Genomic DNA, 17,971 nt, shown 5'->3' on the forward strand with positions numbered 1-17,971 from the left:
TTACAAAAAGGAGAAAAATTCTGCAACATCCGTCCGCTTTTGCAGACACTATTCAAGCCGAAAACGGAAGCCCTTAACCTCAACCTCACCCCCAAACCTAAACCTTTAATTCTTACCTTGCCGCCATGACTCCCGAACGTATGCAGCGCATCCAGTCGGTCCTGCGGCACCGGCAAAACGACCTGACCGTCGTATTGGAAAACGTCTTTGATCCCCACAACATCTCGGCCGTCATGCGGAGTTGTGATGCCGTTGGTGTGCAGGAAATTTATGTGCTCACCACCAAAATTCCACGGCACAAAAAATGGGGTAGTCGCAGCAGCAGCAGCGCAGCCAAGTGGCTTACCATCCACCAGTTCGACAATGCCGAAGACTGCTTTGCGGCCCTCCGTGAAAAATATAGCTCCATCCTGACTACGCATTTATCAGCCAACGCAAAAAATCTCTACGATATAGATCTGACCGGGAGTACAGCCCTGGTTTTTGGCAACGAGCACGCCGGCGTCAGCGACGAAATAAGGGCCATGGCCGATGGCAATTTCATCATTCCCCAGGTAGGTATGATCCAGTCGCTCAATATCAGCGTCGCCTGTGCCGTTTCCCTGTACGAAGCCTATCGTCAGAAAGCGGCGGCCGGCCATTTTGCCGGGCAAAAGCTTGGCGACGGCGAGTACGGCTCACTGGCAACTCAATGGGGTATGTATCATGAAGAAAAAACGGCTTAGCAGCATGCTGCTCGCCGCGCTGGCAATGGGACTGTGGACCGAAGCCCAGACAGTCCCGCGCTGGTCAACAGCCGACCTGCAGCATGCAATCAACACCACCCGCGGACCGGTTATCCTGAACTTCTGGGCCACCTTTTGCAAACCCTGTATTGCTGAAATGCCCCGGTTCCAGGCAATGGCACGACGGTACAGGTCAAAAGGTGTAAAACTTATCCTTGTTTCGCTCGACATGAAAGAAAGTTATCCCAGGGAAATTGCCGCCTTTGTCAAAAAGCGGGAGATCAGGTCGGCTGTCGTTTTCCTCGATGAACAGAATGCCGACCGTTTCGTTCCTCTTGTCGACACCTCCTGGTCCGGCGCCATCCCGGCAACACTTTTTCTTTACCCCGCAAAAAACTACCGGGCCTTTTTCGAAGAAGAGTTGTCCGGCGAAAAGCTCGATGCCGAAGTCCGGCGCATGCTGGGAAAAAACCAATAGCAGGCAGCTATAACCCATCGAACCGCACAAATGGCGGAAGCTTTTATTCAATTGTTCTAAGGATAACTCAACCGTGCGGGGAGAAATGCACCGTTTTCCCTTTCCTACCCTCTGTCCACTTCAATCCAGTCAGCCGATTTTAAATAGTCAACGCCTTGGTATTACAGGGCAATGATCTGTACCGGTTGCCCGATCGAATGAAGGCTGCCTTCCAGCCGTTTGCAGTTGGTATCGGTAATAAAGATTTGCGTGTCCTGGTCGCTGCATACACTTGCCAGCAAATTCGTGATCCGTTCTTCATCCAGTTTTTCAAACACGTCATCGAGAAGAAGCAGCGGCGAAAATCCTTTTTCCTTTTTCAGGATGTCCATTTCGGCAAGTTTGAGGGCAAACAGCAGGCTTTTGCGTTGTCCCTGCGAGGCGATGCTTTTGAAGGTTTGTGCACCAAGCTGGAACACCAGGTCATCGCGGTGGATGCCGGCACTGGTGCGTTGCACCACCATATCTTTTTGCCGGGTAATGCGCAGGAGCGAGGCCAGGTCCGCCTGGTGCAGTTCACTGTCGTACACAAGGTCCACCGGCTCTTCCTGCTGGCTGATCTCGCTGTAGCGTTGAGCCGCAAGGGGGAGGAAGGTGCGCAGGAACGCAGCCCGGGTGGCAAACACGATCCTTCCTTCTTTTACCAGTTGCTCATCCAGGATATCCAGTACCGAAAGGTCACGGCCAAACCCTTCGTTCAGCGACCGGAGAAACGAGTTGCGTTGTTGCAGAATCTTGTTGTAGTGGATCAGTGCCTGCAGGTAGGCCGGGTCGAGCTGGGAAAGAAGGGTGTCCACGAATTTCCGCCGCTCTTCGCTGCCGCCGATAATGAGTTCCACATCATCAGGAGCAATGACCACGCAGGGATAATGTCCAATGTGTTTCGAAAAGCGGCTATAGGGTTCGTCGTTCAGCGTAAATTCCTTCTTGCCCGTTTCCCGCAGGATGCAAACGGCCTTTTCCGCCTTCCCGTTTAACGTCAGGTGTCCTTCGATCCGGAAGCCCTGCTGGCCGTGCCGTACGTTGGAGGCATCGCTTCTGTGGAAATAGCTCTTGGTAAAACAGAGGTAGTGGATGGCATCGAGCAGGTTGGTTTTTCCCGCGCCGTTGCGGCCACAGATCCCAACAATCCGGTTGGAAAACGAATAGTGTTCAAAATCATAATTCTTGAACTGGAACAGCGATATGGATTGAAGGGAGAGGGACAAAGCTATAGGTTAAGGAGAAGGTTAAGGTTGGGCAGTCGAATTTTTGTTGGAAGAACCACTCGGTGTAGACGATAGGTTTTTGATAATCTTGTTTAGTTCTTCAACAACTTTCAGGCATTTGGCATTGATAGATGAAATAGCATCCAACGTAAAATAGCCCACTTTATGACCGACAAGTAAATGGCTTCTCACTTCATAGCTGCTACCACGGGCATAGAGATAAAAATTTGTTTTATCCTTTCCGTACAGGCGTCCAAATCCTTCCGCAATATTTCCGGTCATGCCAATAGCAGCCTCCCTAACTTGTCCGCGCAGGGCATAGTCTTCGCTGCGCGGCAACAGGGCAGATAAGTCGTAAACCTCCTTTACGACTTCTGCTGCTAATTGCCATGCCGGCATTTCCGTAAAATCAAGGTAAGCCATGAGTTTTTTAAATTTAATGCCATACACTTTACTATACTCACTCACTGTTTGCACTACCCCTAAACCTAAACCTCAACCTTAACCTCAAAATCCTACCCCCAGCTCCCCCAATCGACCTTCACTTCAATATCGGGGTGAAGACTCAGTTGCACAGGGCAGGTAGTACCGGTATTCTTCAGGATTTGCCTGGTTTTATCATCCACGTTTTGCAGGGCATCCGGGATATGAAAAAAGAGGTTGATACCACCAACACGCCGTGGATTGGCCTTCATGATTTTTTCCACTTCTACTTTGACGTCGTTCAGGTCAAATCCCATCGTCCGGGCCTTGATACCCATGACGGTGAGCATGCAGGTGGCCAAGGATGTGGCCATCAGGTCAGTGGGAGAGAAGCGTTCGCCTTTGCCGTTGTTATCGACAGGTGCATCGGTTTCGAAATGGTTGGCAGATTGTAAATGGGTGCAGGTTGTGCGCAGGTCGCCTTCATAAACCACAGTGGACGTCATACTTTTTTTGCCTAAATTTACGTTTGAACCATATATCTCTATCTCAGTGAAAAAATTTATTCTCTTCAGTCTTCTCGTTTCGACCGGTTTTGTTTCGATTGCACAGGACAGCACAGCCAAGGCGCCTACCACAAAAGATCGCAAACAGGAGAAAAAAATACGCCGTGATGCCATTGTCAAACAGGAAGAAGAAGGTGTGTTGAGTTATACCAGGCAAACAGCGTTTGGCCTGCAGCTGCGCACCAATGGTTACGGTCTTTTCCTGGAGATCGGACGTAGCCGGTCGCCCCGGTTCACCAATTTATACATGCTCGAATTAACCGAGATTAAACATCCCAAAGAAGAAAAGGTGTCGAATGCCAGTACCTTTTTTTCCAATTCGTTCGTGTATGGAAAGATCAATAATTTCTACCAGGCAAAGCTTGGTTTTGGGCAGCAATACGTGTTTGGGCAAAAAGGCAACAAAAACGGCATTGCTGTTCTCGGCATCGTGCATGGAGGACTGGCGCTGGGGCTGTTGAAACCGTATTACATCCAGATCCAGGAGCAGCCCACCGGGGTTCGTGATATCAAGTACGACTCCAAAGACAGTGTTAACTTTTTATCCGGCAACATCATCGGCGGCTCCGGCTTCACCAAAGGCTGGAGCGAACTGCAGGTCAAACCCGGTGCGTTTTTAAAAGCTGCCCTGCGCTTTGATTTCGGCCGTTTTAACGAAACCATCCAGGCGCTCGAGATCGGCATGAGCCTCGATGCCTACGCGTCCAAAATTCCCCAGATGGTTTACAACGATCCCAAACAGCTCTTCTTCCAGGGCCATTTTGCCATTGTTTTTGGGCACCGGAAATGACGTATTTTTGCCGGATGCCAAACGTCAAATGTGAGACGTTAGACGTGAAAAAGGAGCGCCTCCCAAAGCGAGGTAAATACCGGTTTCGCGTTTGACGTTTGACGTTTCACCATAAAGAATTACTATGATCGAACTTCCGGTAGTGCCGAGTGAACAGAAACGGACAAAACCCGATTGGTTGCGTGTGAAGCTGCCAATTGGCGAAAGCTACAAGCATGTGCGCAGCCTCGTCGATACGCATAAACTGCATACGATTTGCGAAAGCGGCAATTGTCCCAACATGGGCGAATGCTGGGGAGCTGGTACGGCCACATTCATGATCCTCGGAAATGTCTGCACCCGCAGTTGCGGCTTTTGTGCGGTGGCCACAGGTCGTCCCGATGCCGTGGATTGGGATGAACCCCAGCGTGTCGCGGAAGCCATTCACCTGATGAAAGTCAAACATGCCGTCATTACTTCTGTCGATCGCGACGAATTGAAAGATGGTGGCTCCATCATCTGGTACAATACCATCAAAGCGGTAAAAAGCCTGAACCCGGATACGACCCTCGAAACGCTGATCCCTGATTTCAAAGGGGAAAAAGAAAACATCCGGCGGATCGTTGACGCGGCACCGGAAGTGGTTTCGCACAACATCGAAACAGTGGAACGACTGACCCGCCAGGTGCGGATCCAGGCCAAGTACTGGCGGAGCATGGAGGTGATCACCACGCTTAAGCAAGGCGGCATGCGCACCAAGAGCGGCATCATGCTGGGTCTCGGTGAAGCAAAGGAAGAAGTGGTGCAAACCCTTCGCGACCTCGCCAATGCCGGTTGCGATGTGGTGACACTGGGCCAATACCTTCAGCCCACAAAAAAACACCTGCCGGTCCACCGCTTCGTTCATCCCGATGAATTTGCCGAGTATAGGGAGATCGGTTACAGCCTGGGTCTCGACTACGTGGAAAGCGGGCCGTTAGTACGTTCGTCTTACCACAGCGAACGCCACGTTTTTGCCGGCCTGGGAAGAAAAGAATGGGAAGCTACGCGTACTTCGGTTGACGTTAAATAAAACTCGATAAGATCGACGGGGATCTATCTTTTACTGCAAAGAAGCGCCCCGTTTATAGAACGACATTAGAGATAAAAAGGCGGATCTGCACGAGCCCCGTGTTTTTGGGCGTCTCGCAAAAAGAGCAGAAAGGGTTGATTGCTGCCCGTTTTACAGCGTTGAAATTTCCGCCGAAAAATGACCTGCCCAGGCATCGGAAAACCAATTTTCAAAATGCCACGACGGGTATACACGAACCGGCCTTTCTTCTAAATCCGCAACGAAATCCCCACCAATTTTTTCCTATTTTTAGCAAGTGAATGTTTTCTTATCCCGGAAACTGCTTATTGTTCTACTGCTTTTGATCGGCCGCCACGGCTTTGCCCAATATATCCTGAACGGGTCGGCACAAAAAATATCCTGCAATTGTTATACGCTGACCGACGAAAAAACAACGCAGAGCGGCAGCGTCTGGAACAGCAACAAGATCAGCCTTACCACCTCGTTTGATTTTTGGTTCAATGTATACCTGGGATGTAAAGATGCCAACGGTGCCGACGGCATCGTTTTTATTTTGCAGCCGATCAGCACCAGCGTCGGTTCTTCCGGCGAGGGAATGGGCTTCGGTGGGGTTCAACCCTCCATCGGCATTGCCCTGGATACCTGGCAGAACTTCAACCTGAACGATCCCGATTACGACCATATCAGCATCCAGAAAAATGGGGTGATTGACCACAACAGCGACCTTGCGGGGCCGGTTCCCATTTCGGCTACCAGCAACAACGTCGAAGACTGCAAGTGGCATGTACTGCGGATAGTTTGGGATGCCCAATCAAAAAAGCTGAGCGCCTTTTTCGACGGTGTGTTGCGGGTGGAAAAACAGGTCGACCTGGTCTCCACCATTTTCAACAATGACCCGAATGTGTACTGGGGATTCACAGGTGCGACGGGTGGCTCCGTGAACCTGCAGCAGTTTTGTACAGCTCTCAATCCGATATTTTCGGCGAATGGCTCTGTGAGTGGCGGGTGCGAAGACAAGCCCGTTCAATTCCTGGATGCCTCCGAATCGTTTGCGCCGATCGTTTCCTACAACTGGAATTTTGGCGACGGTACCACCAGCACCGTTCGCAATCCACCCCTTCATACCTATCCCGCACCGGGTAAATACCCCGTCAACCTGCGGATCCGGGGCCAGGACGGCTGCGAAAAAGACTCAACCATCTCTGTGACGATCGGCTCCGTTCCGTCGGGCCGTTTGGAGGTGAACGATACCTGTTTCAAGTTGACGCCAGCGGTGCAGTTCTCCGATCAGAATATTGGTGTCGACTATCATTGGAAACTGGATGGTGCCTCACTGACGACAGATCGCCAGCCCCAGTTGCCCTTGCTGAATGAAGGATCGCACAAGTTGGAGGTTGTCGTCAGCTCGCAGTTTGACTGCGGACCTCCGGCACAGGAAGCTGCCACCTTCCTTATCAAGCCCCTGCCGAAAATCGAAGCCGGGACAACGGACGGTTGCGTGGAAGACCGGTTCCCGTTTCGCGGCCTGCAAAAAGACAATGTCACAACCATTTCGGCATGGCATTGGGATTTCGGCGACGGCTCGGCGGCTCCAGCGCAAAATACTTCCCACCAGTACCGTGCGCCGGGCCAGTACACGGTGCAACTCTGGGCGAACGCAACGAACGGTTGCGTATCCGATACGCTGCTTTCGACCGTGGTGGTGAATGCGGCAACTGCATTTGCGGGAAACGACACGGCCGTTATCAAAGACTTTCCGTTTCAACTGCGCGGATCTGGAAATGGCGAATTCGTATGGAGCCCGGCAACGGGTTTGTCCAACCCGGCCGCGGCAGACCCGGTTGTAACCCTCAGCAGCGACCAGCAATTCGTATTAACCGTAACGACGGTCGAAGGATGTACGGCAAACGATACCGTGGTGATTAAAACCTTCAAAGGGCCGGCCATCTATGTGCCTTCGGCTTTCACGCCGAATGGCGATGGGAAAAACGAAATTCTCCGGCCCGTGTATGTTGGTATAAAGGAATTGAAGCAGTTTGCGATTTTCAACCGCTGGGGCCAGCTGCTGTTTACTACCAGCAACATGCAAAAAGGCTGGGATGGCAAAGGCGCACCGGGTGAAACCTATGTCTGGGTGATCAAGGCCGTCAACAGCCTGGATCAAACCGTTGCGCTGAAAGGAACGGTAACTATTATCCGGTAGAAATTGGGTAATCCTGTACAAGTCTGCAACGAAGGGTAAGCACAAGACAAAAAAAACAGGAGCAAATGTTTCCGGTCCTGTTGGTAACCGGTGCCATTGCTCCTGTTTGAAATACGATCAATAAAATCACTCCCGCAGATCCCACACCAGCGCACTGGCGCCTAAGATGGCCGCATCGGCTTCTTTCAGTTCACTGAAGATCAGCTTTACCTTGTCCTGGAAAATCGGAAGGAGGTTTTTCTCCATGTGTTCCCGCGTGGGTAACATAATCAGGTCGCCGGCCTTGATCACACCGCCAAAAAGAATGATCGCCTCGGGAGAAGAGAACATCACAAAATTGGCCAGTGCCTCGCCGAGGATTTGGCCGGTAAAGCGGTAAACCTCTTTGGCAATCGGGTCGCCTTTGACGGCGCATTCATAAATAATTTTCGAGGAGAGTTCATCTGGGTTAACCTGCCGCAGGCTGCTTTCTTCTTTGCTTTGCTGCAGCAATTCTTTTGCTGTGAGCACAATGCCGGTTGCGGAACAATAGGCTTCCAGCGAACCGTCGATATTGGTAGACCAGTGTTTACGGCCTCCCGGGCGGATCACGGTATGACCCAGTTCACCGGCAAAGCCGTCATGGCCGTAGATCAACTGGCCGTTTGCCACAATGCCGCTTCCCACGCCTGTGCCGAGGGTGATCATGATAAAATCTCGCATGCCGCGGGCTGCGCCGTAATTCATTTCACCAACGGCGGCTGCATTGGCGTCATTGGTCAGTGCGGCCGGCAAGTGGAACTTCTCGGTCACCAGTTTCACCAGCGGCACAATGCCTTGCCAGGTGAGGTTCGGTGCATAGTCGATCGTGCCCGTGTAATAATTCCCGTTGGGTGCGCCGATACCAATGCCTTTGACAACGCCATCACCTTTGTGCTTTTCGATAATGGGAGATAGGACATCGTAGACTGCATCTATAAAGCTCTCCACATTTTCGTGCACGTCGGTGCGGATATCGCCTTTTTCAAGGATTTCACCGCGATGGTTTACAAGGCCGTACTTGGTATTGGTGCCACCAATGTCGATGCCGATGGCAAGTTCATTCGATAAATCGATCATGTTGTGTTATCAGTTTTTCGTTGGTTCAATAAAGGCAGCTTCCGGTTCTATTGTAAGCGGAGAAACTTCTGCGTCGATTTCTTCATAGTTAATTCCTTGTTTCTTTAAGATACCCTTTACGGCAAATGCAAAGAAGGCCAGGTAGGCAAAACAGGCAACCGGCACCCAGTAGCTTTGATGGATGCCCACGCCGGGTTCTGTAGAACGGCTTTGCAAAAAGTCGGCGAGTTTGCCCTGGATGGGAGGAATGATTCCGCCACCAAGGATCATCATAATTAAAAAAGCCGATCCCTGCGTGGTGTATTTTCCCAGACCGGTAACTGACAATGTGAAAATGGCTGGCCACATGATGGAGCAAAAAAGGCCGCCGCTCAAAAACGCATAGATCGCCAACGATCCTGTAGAAAAAAGGCCGATCAGCATCGCCAGCATGCCAAGGCTTGCGAAAATTAAAAGTGTACGGGCTGGTTTGTCCTTGCTGATGTAAAAGGCCGCGATTTGGATCAGTACGCATACGATATAAAGGTAGAGAGGGCGAACGTCGTATTGGGAGATAGCATTCACGCCAACCACAATGCCGAAGGCAATGATCGGAACGATGATCGTCAACAGTTGCCGCGTGGAAGGCTTTAAATTGAAGACGGAAACGGAGCCCGCCCAGCGTCCAATCATCAGGCTACCCCAATACAACGAAATATACGGCGCAGCTAGCGAAGAAGGAATGGACCCGAATGCCGGCTGTTTCAGCAACTCGCTCAGGTTGGAGACGATACTGACTTCGACACCAACATAAACCAGGATGCCAATCATACCCAGTACCAACTGCGGGTATTGCATGGCACCCCAGCCCGACGGGTTGCGTGTTGCACGGGCATTGGAAAACAAAAGGGTGACAAGCACAACAGCCAGCGCACCAAACAGCCAGTACATTCGTTTTTGTTCGAGCGGGTGTTTAAGAGCGGCGATTTCGGCAGCCCGTGAATCGTTACCCGTTTTGATGGCTTTGACTTCGGTGATGTTCCCGGGATTGGCCGGACTGGTCGACAGAGAGTCCAACTGTTTAGTGATAACGGCATCCGTTTTTTCGCTGAAAAAACTTTTGGCAAAGGAACTGTCCGCAGGCGATACCATGCCACGCAACAGGGCAACCGCTTTTGAATTCTCGCTACTGATTTCGCTTTCTAATGCTTCGATACGTTTGGCTTCTTTGGAGTTGTAACTGCTGAAAACAGGCGCAAACATCACAATCAATAAGCCGGTCATCACCAGCAATGCTGTCAGGGCCTTGCTGCTTTTTTCCTGCCTTTCTGTAGAGATGCCGGACGGGACTTTTTTGGAAAAATAAAACAGGGCCGCAGCGGCAATAAATAACAACCCTACGCAGATGTATAGAATGATCACTTTACTCAAACCAAGCGATTGAATTTTTTCGTCGGAGACGGCCGCCGTTGTTCCAAACAGGGCGAAGGCAACCACAATGGGTCCAATCATTGTTCCAAACGAATTGACGCCGCCGCCAAGGTTTACACGGCTTGTACCGGTTGCAGGATCGCCCAGCGAAATGGCAAAGGGTTGGGCTGCCGTCTGCTGCAGCGAGAAGCCCAACGCCACGATGAACAATCCAACCAGCATTCCCGCAAAAGCATTGGCATTAACGGCAACAATCATGGCAACCGCACCCAGGGCAGAAAACAAAAGGCCGTACACGATGCTTTTTTTATAGCCCCACTTGGCCACCAGGTCGAGACCCCCGAATGCGCCGTAGAGATAAAGTCCAAGTGCACCAAAATAGTAAGCTGTATAAAAGGCAAAGTCCACCAACTGGCTTTGAAACTGGTCTAAATGGAAATAGTGTTTACAGAAAGGAATGAACACGCTGTTGCCGGCGGCAATAAAGCCCCAAAAGAAAAACACTGTAACCAGCGTGCCTAGCGCTCCATAATTGGTGGGAATCGCCGGCCCTTTGGTTGTCGAAATGGTTGGCCTGCTCGGGCCCATGGAAGTTGCCATAAAGAAGATAATTATTAAAGGCTGAAAGTAATAAGTTTAGTGCATAGAAAAATTACTGTTCTCTATTTGTTAGAAAAGATTTTAGTCTAACTTTCGGCAAGGATGTAAATATTTATGGAGATAATACATGTATCAGCAGAATGTTATCCGGTAGCAAAAGCAGGTGGGTTAGGCGATGTGGTCGGGGCGCTTCCCAAATACCTGAACCAATTGGGGCACAATGCCAAAGTAGTGATGCCCATGTACCGCACCAAATTTCTCGCGGCCAATGAATGGGAGGTGGTGCACGAAAGCCACCAGGACATGGACGGCTACCATTTTAAATATGCAGTGATCAGGGAAAAAACCAACAAGCTTGGTTTTGAATTATACCTTGTTGATATCTACGGTTTGCTCGACCGCGACAAGATCTATGGCTATGACGATGACACCGATCGCTTTGTGGCGTTTCAGACGGCCGTATGCGACTGGATCGCCAGTTGGAGTCACAAGCCGGATGTGATCCACTGCCACGATCACCATACGGGATTTATTCCTTTTATGCTGAAGCATTGTTTCGCCTTTCAGCGCCTGGCCGATGTGCCGACCGTGTTCACCATTCACAACGGCCAGTACCAGGGACAATTCGGCTGGGAGCGTTCGAACCTGTTGCCGGCTTATGACTCCTATAAATGGGGCATGCTCGAATGGAACAATGCCATCAACCCCCTGGCCTCCGCTGTCAAATGTTGCTGGAAAGTCACCACGGTGAGTCCCAGTTACCTCGATGAATTACGCTACCAGGCCGCGGGGCTGGAGTTCCTGATGCAGTACGAGCAGGGGAAATGTGTGGGCATCCTGAATGGAATCGACAACGATGTGTGGAACCCGTCAACCGACACCTTCTTACCCAGGAACTACGACGAACACGATGCAAAGGAAGGAAAGCGGAAAAACAAAAAAGAGCTTTGCCAGACCTTCAATCTTGATCCGGAAAAACCTCTGATCACATTTATTGGTCGGCTCGTGGGCGAAAAGGCTGCTGACGTTTTGCCCGATGCCATCCGCAGTTCTATCTATCACTACCACGGCAATGTCAATTTCCTCATTCTCGGTTCGGGAGAACCGGATGTTGAAGGCCGTTTGCAGGAAGTGCAAAGCCAGCTTGGCGGGTTTGTGAACACCTATATTGGCTACAACGAAGGCCTTAGCCACCTGCTGTATGCTGGCGCAGATTTTTTATTGATGCCCAGCCGTGTAGAGCCCTGCGGGTTGAACCAGATGTACGCGTTGCGCTACGGCACGGTCCCGATGGTGCGCAGCACCGGTGGATTGAAAGACACGGTGAAAGATTTTGGCGACTGGCAGGGTTTCGGTATCCGCTTCAACCATGCTGATGTTGCCGATGTGACCAACAGCGTTGGAAGAGCTGTCGACCTGTATTACAACAAGCGGGATCTTTTTACCTGGATGCGTAGCTATATGATGCACATCGATCATTCCTGGGAGGCGTCGGCGGGAGAATACGTCAGCGTCTACGAGTCATTGGCGTGAAGCTGAGCCGGTCGAACGGAAGCCGGAGAGCGAAAGGAACCTGCGACGTGCACGTTGTAACAAACGCCCGGCAAGGTGGATGATCGGTGCTGAAGAGTGAACCGGATGCACGAGAGTGCGACGCAACGACAGCGCAAACGGCCTGCAGATGCTGGTCCAAAAAAACAATTTTCAATATTTCGGATATGCTCCCCGAAGGAGTAATTTTAATGCAGTAAACCTGAATCAGAATTATGAGCAAACAAATGTTATCAGTCATTTTGGGCGGAGGAGCAGGCACGAGGCTTCAACCACTCACGACCAGCCGAAGCAAACCCGCTGTGCCCATTGCAGGAAAATACCGTCTCGTGGACATTCCCATTTCCAACTGTCTCAATTCCGGTATCACCCGCATGTTTGTACTTACGATGTACAACTCGGCTTCGCTCAACCGCCACATCAAAAACACGTATCATTTCAGTGCATTCAGTTCGGCTTTTGTTGATATCCTGGCGGCGGAGCAAACCCCCGATAACCCGGCCTGGTTCCAGGGTACGGCCGATGCCGTTCGGCAGGGCCTGCGGCACATCGCGCCATTTGACAGTGATTACATTTTGATCCTCTCGGGCGACCAGCTTTACCAGATCGATTTCCAGGAAATGCTTTTTCACCACAAGGAAAGCGGCGCGGATATTTCGATCGCCACCATCCCGGTTACGGCCAAGGAGGCCTCCGAATTCGGCATCCTGAAAACCGAGGACGGTATGATCACCTCTTTTGTGGAAAAGCCCAAATCGGGACTGGAAGACTGGGTGAGCGACACCGGCGATGAAATGCGCAGCATCGGGAAGGAATACCTGGCATCCATGGGTATCTATATTTTCAATCGCCAGTTGCTGTTTGATATTTTGCAGGACGAATTCAAGAACGCGACCGACTTCGGAAAAGAAATCATCCCGCAATCCATTTCCAAGTACAAGGTGGCCAGTTACCAGTACGAGGGTTACTGGGAAGACATTGGGAATATCCCTGCCTTTTTTCATGCCAACCTGGCCCTAACGCAGGACATCCCGGAGTTCAACCTTTTCGACAATACCAAAACCATTTATACCCGTCCGCGCATGCTGCCGCCGGCAAAGATCAGCGGCACCCGCCTCGATCATGCCATCATTGCCGATGGTTGCATCGTCAATGCGTCTAACATCGAGAATTCGGTCATCGGGATCCGTGCCCGCATCGGTCACGAAACAACGATCATCAGTTGCTACCTGATGGGTAGCGACTATTACGAAACCATCCACGACATTCTCGAGATACAGGAGCAGGGGATTCCACAATTGGGTGTCGGCAATCGCTGCTTTATCCAGAATGTCATCCTCGATAAGAATGCCCGGATCGGCGACGATGTGCGCATCATCGGTGGCCCGCACCTGGCCGATGAAGACACACCGCTTTATACCATCAAAGAAGGGATCATCGTCGTTAAAAAAGGCGCTATCCTGCCCAACGGTTTTACGCTGGGAGCCTAGATTGCAACAAGCTTTATTATAGAAGAAGGAAGTGTGTAACAGATACACATTTCCTTCTTATCTTTCGGCAATCAAATTCTAATGATTGCTTATGGCAAATCCTGTCATTGAACGCACCGGCGCCACAGTCAAGCCGCGGTTGTCGCTATCCCAGATCATCAACATGAGTGTGGGTTTTTTCGGAATCCAGTTTGGCTGGGACCTGCAGCGTGCCAACATGGGCCCCATCTACGATGTGCTGGGCGCCAAGCCTGATGATATTCCGCTCTTGTTTTTAGCAGCGCCGTTAACAGGTTTGCTGGTTCAGCCGGTCATCGGTTATTTAAGCGACCGAACCTGGCATCCCAAATGGGGTAGAAGAAGACCTTATTTTTTTATTGGTGCGATCTTAAGCTCGATCGCCATCATCCTGATGCCGAACAGCAGTGCCCTTTGGATGGCGGCTGGTTTGCTTTGGGTGATGGATGTGTTTGGGAACGTCGCCATGGAGCCGTTCCGCGCCTTTGTGGCAGACAAACTACCCGACAGCCAATTGAACCGCGGGTTCATTATGCAAAGCCTGATGATCGGGTTGGGAGGAAGCATCGCCTCGGCTTCGCCCTGGGTTTTGCGCAATTGGTTTCATGTACAAAATACAGCGGCAAAAGGCGTGATAGCCGATAACGTTCGACTGTCTTTTTACATCGGTGCTTTCTTCTTCCTGGCCGCAGTACTCTACACGGTTTTCACCACAAAAGAATATCCGCCGGCTGACTTGCCGCACAAAGACAAAGTGCTTGAATCGCACAAGGGCTTCGGTGGCGGCATTCGCGAAATCACCGCGTCAATCCGCAATATGCCGCCAAAGATGCGGGTGATCTCGCTGGTGCAGTTTTTTACCTGGCCCGGCTTGTTTTTAATGTGGTTCTACTACGCGGTAGCCGTTGCCTATAATATTTTCGGTGCCAAAAGCGACACCGATGCGGCGTTTGGAAACGGAAAGGACTTTGCCGGACTGACGCTTGCCTATTACAATGTTGTCACGTTTGCCTTTGCCTTTGTTCTCCCGGCCATTGCCGATAAGCTCGGACGCAAAGCCACGCATTCGCTTTGCCTGCTGATCGGCGCGGCAGGACTGATCAGTGTTGCCTTTGTATCGGATAAAAACATGCTTTTCCTGTGCATGACAGGCGTTGGCATAGCCTGGGCTTCGATCTTGTCCATGCCCTATGCGATGCTGGGTGGTGTGTTGCCGGCGGATAAGATTGGGATTTACATGGGCATTTTCAATTTCTTTATTGTGTTGCCGGAGATCATGGCCTCCCTGGGTTTCAAATGGGTGATGAACAATCTTTTGAACAACGATCGCTTACTGGCTGTTCAATGCGGCGGTTATTTGATGATCCTTGCCGCGGCCATCTGTTTCTTTTTTATCAAGGAAAAAAAGACTGAACGGACAGACGAAACATTGGTTGATGAATTAAAAATTATTGAAGAACGATCTGTATAAACTATGAAGAAAATTATTGCGATCATTACCTGCTTTTGCTTTCTCCAGATTTTAGCGGCGCAAGACATTGCAGTTTACCCTTCTCACTGGTGGGTTGGCATGAAGAATCCCAACCTCCAGTTGATGGTGCGCCAAACGAATATTGCTTCCAGGATTCCATTGATGAAGCTTCCTGCTGCCGGCCTGAAGCTGGACCAGGGCGTGGTTTTAAAAGGCATGCATGCAGCCGAAAATCCCAATTATGTTTTTCTGGACCTGGTGATTGACAAAACGGCGAAGCCTGGAATGAAAACCTTTTCGTTTCCTTCTCCAAGCGGCAAAACCGAGCTTCGGTACGAGCTCAAGGCACGAAGGCCGGGTAAGGGAACCCAGTTTGCACAGGGGGTAAATTCGTCGGACTTCATTTACCTGCTGATGCCCGACCGCTTTGCCAACGGCGATCCCTCCAACGACAAAGTGCCGGGCTACAGGGACCAGTCGCTCGATCGTGATTCCATCTTCCTGCGTCACGGCGGTGATCTGCAGGGCGTCATCAACCACCTCGATTACCTGCGTGATCTTGGCGTCACAACGCTCTGGATGACTCCCGTGTTGGAAAACGACATGCCCAACCGCACGGAGCATGGTTATGCCATCACCAATCATTACCAGGTTGATCGCCGTTTGGGTGGCAACGAAATGTATAAGACGTTGAGCAATGAACTGCACAAACGTGGCATGAAACTGATCCAGGATGCGGTGTACAACCACTCAGGTTTGTACAATTTTTTCATTCAGGACATGCCGATGAAAGACTGGGTGCACCAGTGGCCCTCGTACACCAATACGACATATAAAGATCAGCCCCTGATGGATATTCATGCATCGGCATCAGACGAAAAGGTGATGAGCGACGGCTGGTTTACACGGCAGATGCCGGATTTGAACCAGGGCAATCCCTTCGTTGCCAATTTCCTGATCCAAAATGCCATTTGGAGCGTGGAAGAGTTTGGGGTGGATGGCTGGCGCATCGATACCTATATCTACAACGACCTGCCCTTCATGAACCGTTGCAACAAAGCCCTGATCGACGAGTATCCCCAAATGACCATGTTCGGTGAAACCTGGGTTCACGGTACGCTGAACCAGGCTTATTTTACTGAAAACAACATTGCCAATGTGCGCTTCAAAAGCAACCTGCCCGGCGTGACGGATTTCCAAACCAATTTATACGGGATCAACCCGGCCCTGACGCAAAACTTTGGTTGGACCGAAGGGGTGAACAAACTGTACCAGACGCTTGCAAACGATTTTGTTTACCAGCACCCGATGAACCATGTTGTCTTTCTCGACAACCACGACATGTCCCGTTTTCTTTCGCAGGTAGGAGAGGACGTCGACAAGCTGAAAATGGGTATCGGCTGGCTGCTGACGACCCGCGGTATTCCGGAAATGTATTATGGAACCGAAGCGCTGATGAAAGGCGTCTCCAATCCCGATGGCTGGGTGAGGCTTGACTTTCCCGGCGGCTGGCAGGGCGATAAGAAGAACTTTTTTACCCCGGAGGGCAGAAGCGGCCGCGAAGAGGAAGTTTTCAACTGGACACGCAGCATTGCCAATTTCCGCAAGGCCTCTTCCGCCATCAAAACCGGTAAACTGATGCAGTATGTGCCGGAAGACTGGGTGTACACCTACTTCCGTTACGACAACAACCAAACCGTGATGGTCGTGATGAATACCGACAGTAAAGAAAAAACGATAAAACCGGCCCGATTTGCAGAACGCACCAGTGGCTTTACCAAGGCAAAGAATATTACTGCGGGTTGGGCCGCCGACCTGGCTGCAAAAGAATGGAAGGTACCCGGAAAGACGATCTGGATTTTGGAGCTGGCGAAGTAGTAATGGTGAATAGGCAATGGGCAATTTGCAATATTCAATAAGCATCGGGTTTATATAATATTTCAATAAAAAAAACCTCCTGAAAAATCAGGAGGTTTTTTATTCTAAATGCGATTGATGCGTATATACAACTGCCGGTAAAATGAAACACGTGTCTTGGTAAAAAAACGCTGTTCTTTCGCTATGCGTATCTGTCAACTCTCATCTGCTATCGAATGAAACCAGGGTCGTTTCGCATCAGATCACAAAGTTCAGGATCATGTTCCGGCCAAACTTGCCCCAGTTCTTCAGTACATCGTCGAGCGCCGTAATCATTTTCTTACGGTCAACTTTTTTCCCCTTGGTGGCCGGCGAAAGGTTGTTGGTGGACACGCCATTCACTTCCACCTTGGTGGCAAACCAGGTCGTATGCAGGCGGGGCACACCCACGCCCAGGATCATGCCCGGCAAACCATGAATTCCTTCCGGGCCACCGGTTACCAGAATTTCGTCCGTGTAAAACGCAAAGACGGCCAGTGTGTCGTCAATAAACCCAAGTGCCTTGCGACAGTCGTAGCCGGCGATGGTGCGAGTATCGGCCGTCAGCTTCCACCGTATTCTCAAAAGGCTGTCTTCCATCAGGAAGGTTTCTTCGAACACCGGCTTTTGCGTGATCGTTTTCCCTGCCTTGTAGTCGTTGTATACGACGTTTTTGTCGGCAATGGGCTGATACCAGCTCCGTGGATTGACCGGTGCTTCCTTGGTTTCCCGGAAAACAGACCGGGTGGTATCGCCTAAAAATTCATAGTAATTAACGGCCTGCTCGGGCATCTGGTTTTTAAACGTCTCGTACCATTCCGGGCTAAGCTCTTTATACTGCTGCCGCACGTACACCACTTTTTCAAATTCGATTTTCACCGTATTGTGAAAAACCTGCTGCGCCCGAGCAGCAACAGCGAAAAGAATGACGAGGAGAAGGAAGCTTTTTTTCAT

General features: G+C 50.7%; 15 protein-coding genes. 9 read left to right on the forward strand and 6 right to left on the reverse strand.

Annotation, left to right across the window (positions count from 1 at the left end; translation table 11 throughout):
* Window positions 1-125 precede the first annotated feature (125 nt).
* The gene (locus tag D6024_RS22405; protein ID WP_121357056.1) at window positions 126-725 is read left to right on the forward strand and encodes a TrmH family RNA methyltransferase; all 600 of its coding nucleotides are present in this window, start codon (window positions 126-128) and stop codon (window positions 723-725) included.
* Complete coding sequence (locus D6024_RS22410; protein WP_121357057.1) at window positions 706-1,203, forward strand: TlpA family protein disulfide reductase; 498 nt, start codon at window positions 706-708, stop codon at window positions 1,201-1,203. Before D6024_RS22405 ends, D6024_RS22410 begins: the two co-directional genes overlap by 20 nt.
* 161 nt (window positions 1,204-1,364) lie before the next feature.
* Here the strand turns inward: D6024_RS22410 and recF are convergent, their stop codons facing one another.
* The 3 genes from recF to D6024_RS22425 all read right to left on the reverse strand — a co-directional run bounded on the left by recF (window position 1,365) and on the right by D6024_RS22425 (window position 3,379).
* Complete coding sequence (gene recF / locus D6024_RS22415) at window positions 1,365-2,450, reverse strand: DNA replication/repair protein RecF (RefSeq protein WP_121357058.1); 1,086 nt, start codon at window positions 2,448-2,450, stop codon at window positions 1,365-1,367.
* Between the two features lie 21 nt (window positions 2,451-2,471).
* Entirely contained in the window at window positions 2,472-2,873 is a 402-nt protein-coding gene (locus tag D6024_RS22420) for a four helix bundle protein (RefSeq protein ID WP_162944946.1), read from the reverse strand.
* A 92-nt stretch (window positions 2,874-2,965) separates the two neighbouring features.
* On the reverse strand, window positions 2,966-3,379 hold the full coding sequence (locus tag D6024_RS22425; RefSeq protein ID WP_121357060.1) for an OsmC family protein: 414 nt from the start codon (window positions 3,377-3,379) through the stop codon (window positions 2,966-2,968).
* Window positions 3,380-3,425: 46 nt separating this feature from the next.
* Here D6024_RS22425 and D6024_RS22430 point away from each other — a divergent pair, with 46 nt between their 5' ends.
* From D6024_RS22430 to D6024_RS22445, 3 genes are all read left to right on the forward strand, one after another.
* Window positions 3,426-4,229 carry a hypothetical protein gene (locus D6024_RS22430; RefSeq protein ID WP_121357061.1) on the forward strand — a complete coding sequence of 268 codons (804 nt, stop codon included), beginning with the start codon at window positions 3,426-3,428 and terminating at the stop codon, window positions 4,227-4,229.
* Between the two features lie 124 nt (window positions 4,230-4,353).
* The gene (lipA, locus tag D6024_RS22435) at window positions 4,354-5,280 is read left to right on the forward strand and encodes a lipoyl synthase (RefSeq protein ID WP_121357062.1); all 927 of its coding nucleotides are present in this window, start codon (window positions 4,354-4,356) and stop codon (window positions 5,278-5,280) included.
* 295 nt (window positions 5,281-5,575) lie between these two features.
* Window positions 5,576-7,483, forward strand: a complete 1,908-nt coding sequence (locus D6024_RS22445) for a lectin-like domain-containing protein (RefSeq protein ID WP_121357064.1) — start codon at window positions 5,576-5,578, stop codon at window positions 7,481-7,483.
* A 126-nt stretch (window positions 7,484-7,609) separates the two neighbouring features.
* Here D6024_RS22445 and D6024_RS22450 read toward each other — a convergent pair whose 3' ends face one another.
* Window positions 7,610-8,581 carry an ROK family protein gene (locus D6024_RS22450; protein WP_121357065.1) on the reverse strand — a complete coding sequence of 324 codons (972 nt, stop codon included), beginning with the start codon at window positions 8,579-8,581 and terminating at the stop codon, window positions 7,610-7,612.
* A 9-nt stretch (window positions 8,582-8,590) separates the two neighbouring features.
* Window positions 8,591-10,591 (reverse strand): MFS transporter, encoded by a 2,001-nt coding sequence (locus D6024_RS22455; protein ID WP_205573351.1) that lies wholly within the window; start codon window positions 10,589-10,591, stop codon window positions 8,591-8,593.
* Between the two features lie 114 nt (window positions 10,592-10,705).
* Between D6024_RS22455 and D6024_RS22460 the strand changes: the two genes are divergently transcribed.
* The 4 genes from D6024_RS22460 to D6024_RS22475 all read left to right on the forward strand — a co-directional run bounded on the left by D6024_RS22460 (window position 10,706) and on the right by D6024_RS22475 (window position 16,999).
* Window positions 10,706-12,124, forward strand: a complete 1,419-nt coding sequence (locus D6024_RS22460) for a glycogen synthase (RefSeq protein WP_121357066.1) — start codon at window positions 10,706-10,708, stop codon at window positions 12,122-12,124.
* Window positions 12,125-12,357: 233 nt separating this feature from the next.
* Window positions 12,358-13,632, forward strand: a complete 1,275-nt coding sequence (locus D6024_RS22465; RefSeq protein ID WP_205573352.1) for a glucose-1-phosphate adenylyltransferase — start codon at window positions 12,358-12,360, stop codon at window positions 13,630-13,632.
* A gap of 91 nt (window positions 13,633-13,723) precedes the next feature.
* Window positions 13,724-15,121, forward strand: coding sequence for an MFS transporter (locus D6024_RS22470; protein ID WP_121357068.1), 1,398 nt, complete (start codon window positions 13,724-13,726; stop codon window positions 15,119-15,121).
* 3 nt (window positions 15,122-15,124) lie between these two features.
* Window positions 15,125-16,999, forward strand: coding sequence for a glycoside hydrolase family 13 protein (locus tag D6024_RS22475; protein ID WP_121357069.1), 1,875 nt, complete (start codon window positions 15,125-15,127; stop codon window positions 16,997-16,999).
* Window positions 17,000-17,236: 237 nt separating this feature from the next.
* On the opposite strand, the gene D6024_RS22480 is transcribed toward D6024_RS22475, so the two are convergent.
* Complete coding sequence (locus D6024_RS22480) at window positions 17,237-17,971, reverse strand: GLPGLI family protein (protein ID WP_121357070.1); 735 nt, start codon at window positions 17,969-17,971, stop codon at window positions 17,237-17,239.

The sequence above is a fragment of the Flavisolibacter nicotianae genome, from assembly GCF_003628535.1.
Lineage (GTDB): Bacteria > Bacteroidota > Bacteroidia > Chitinophagales > Chitinophagaceae > Flavisolibacter > Flavisolibacter nicotianae.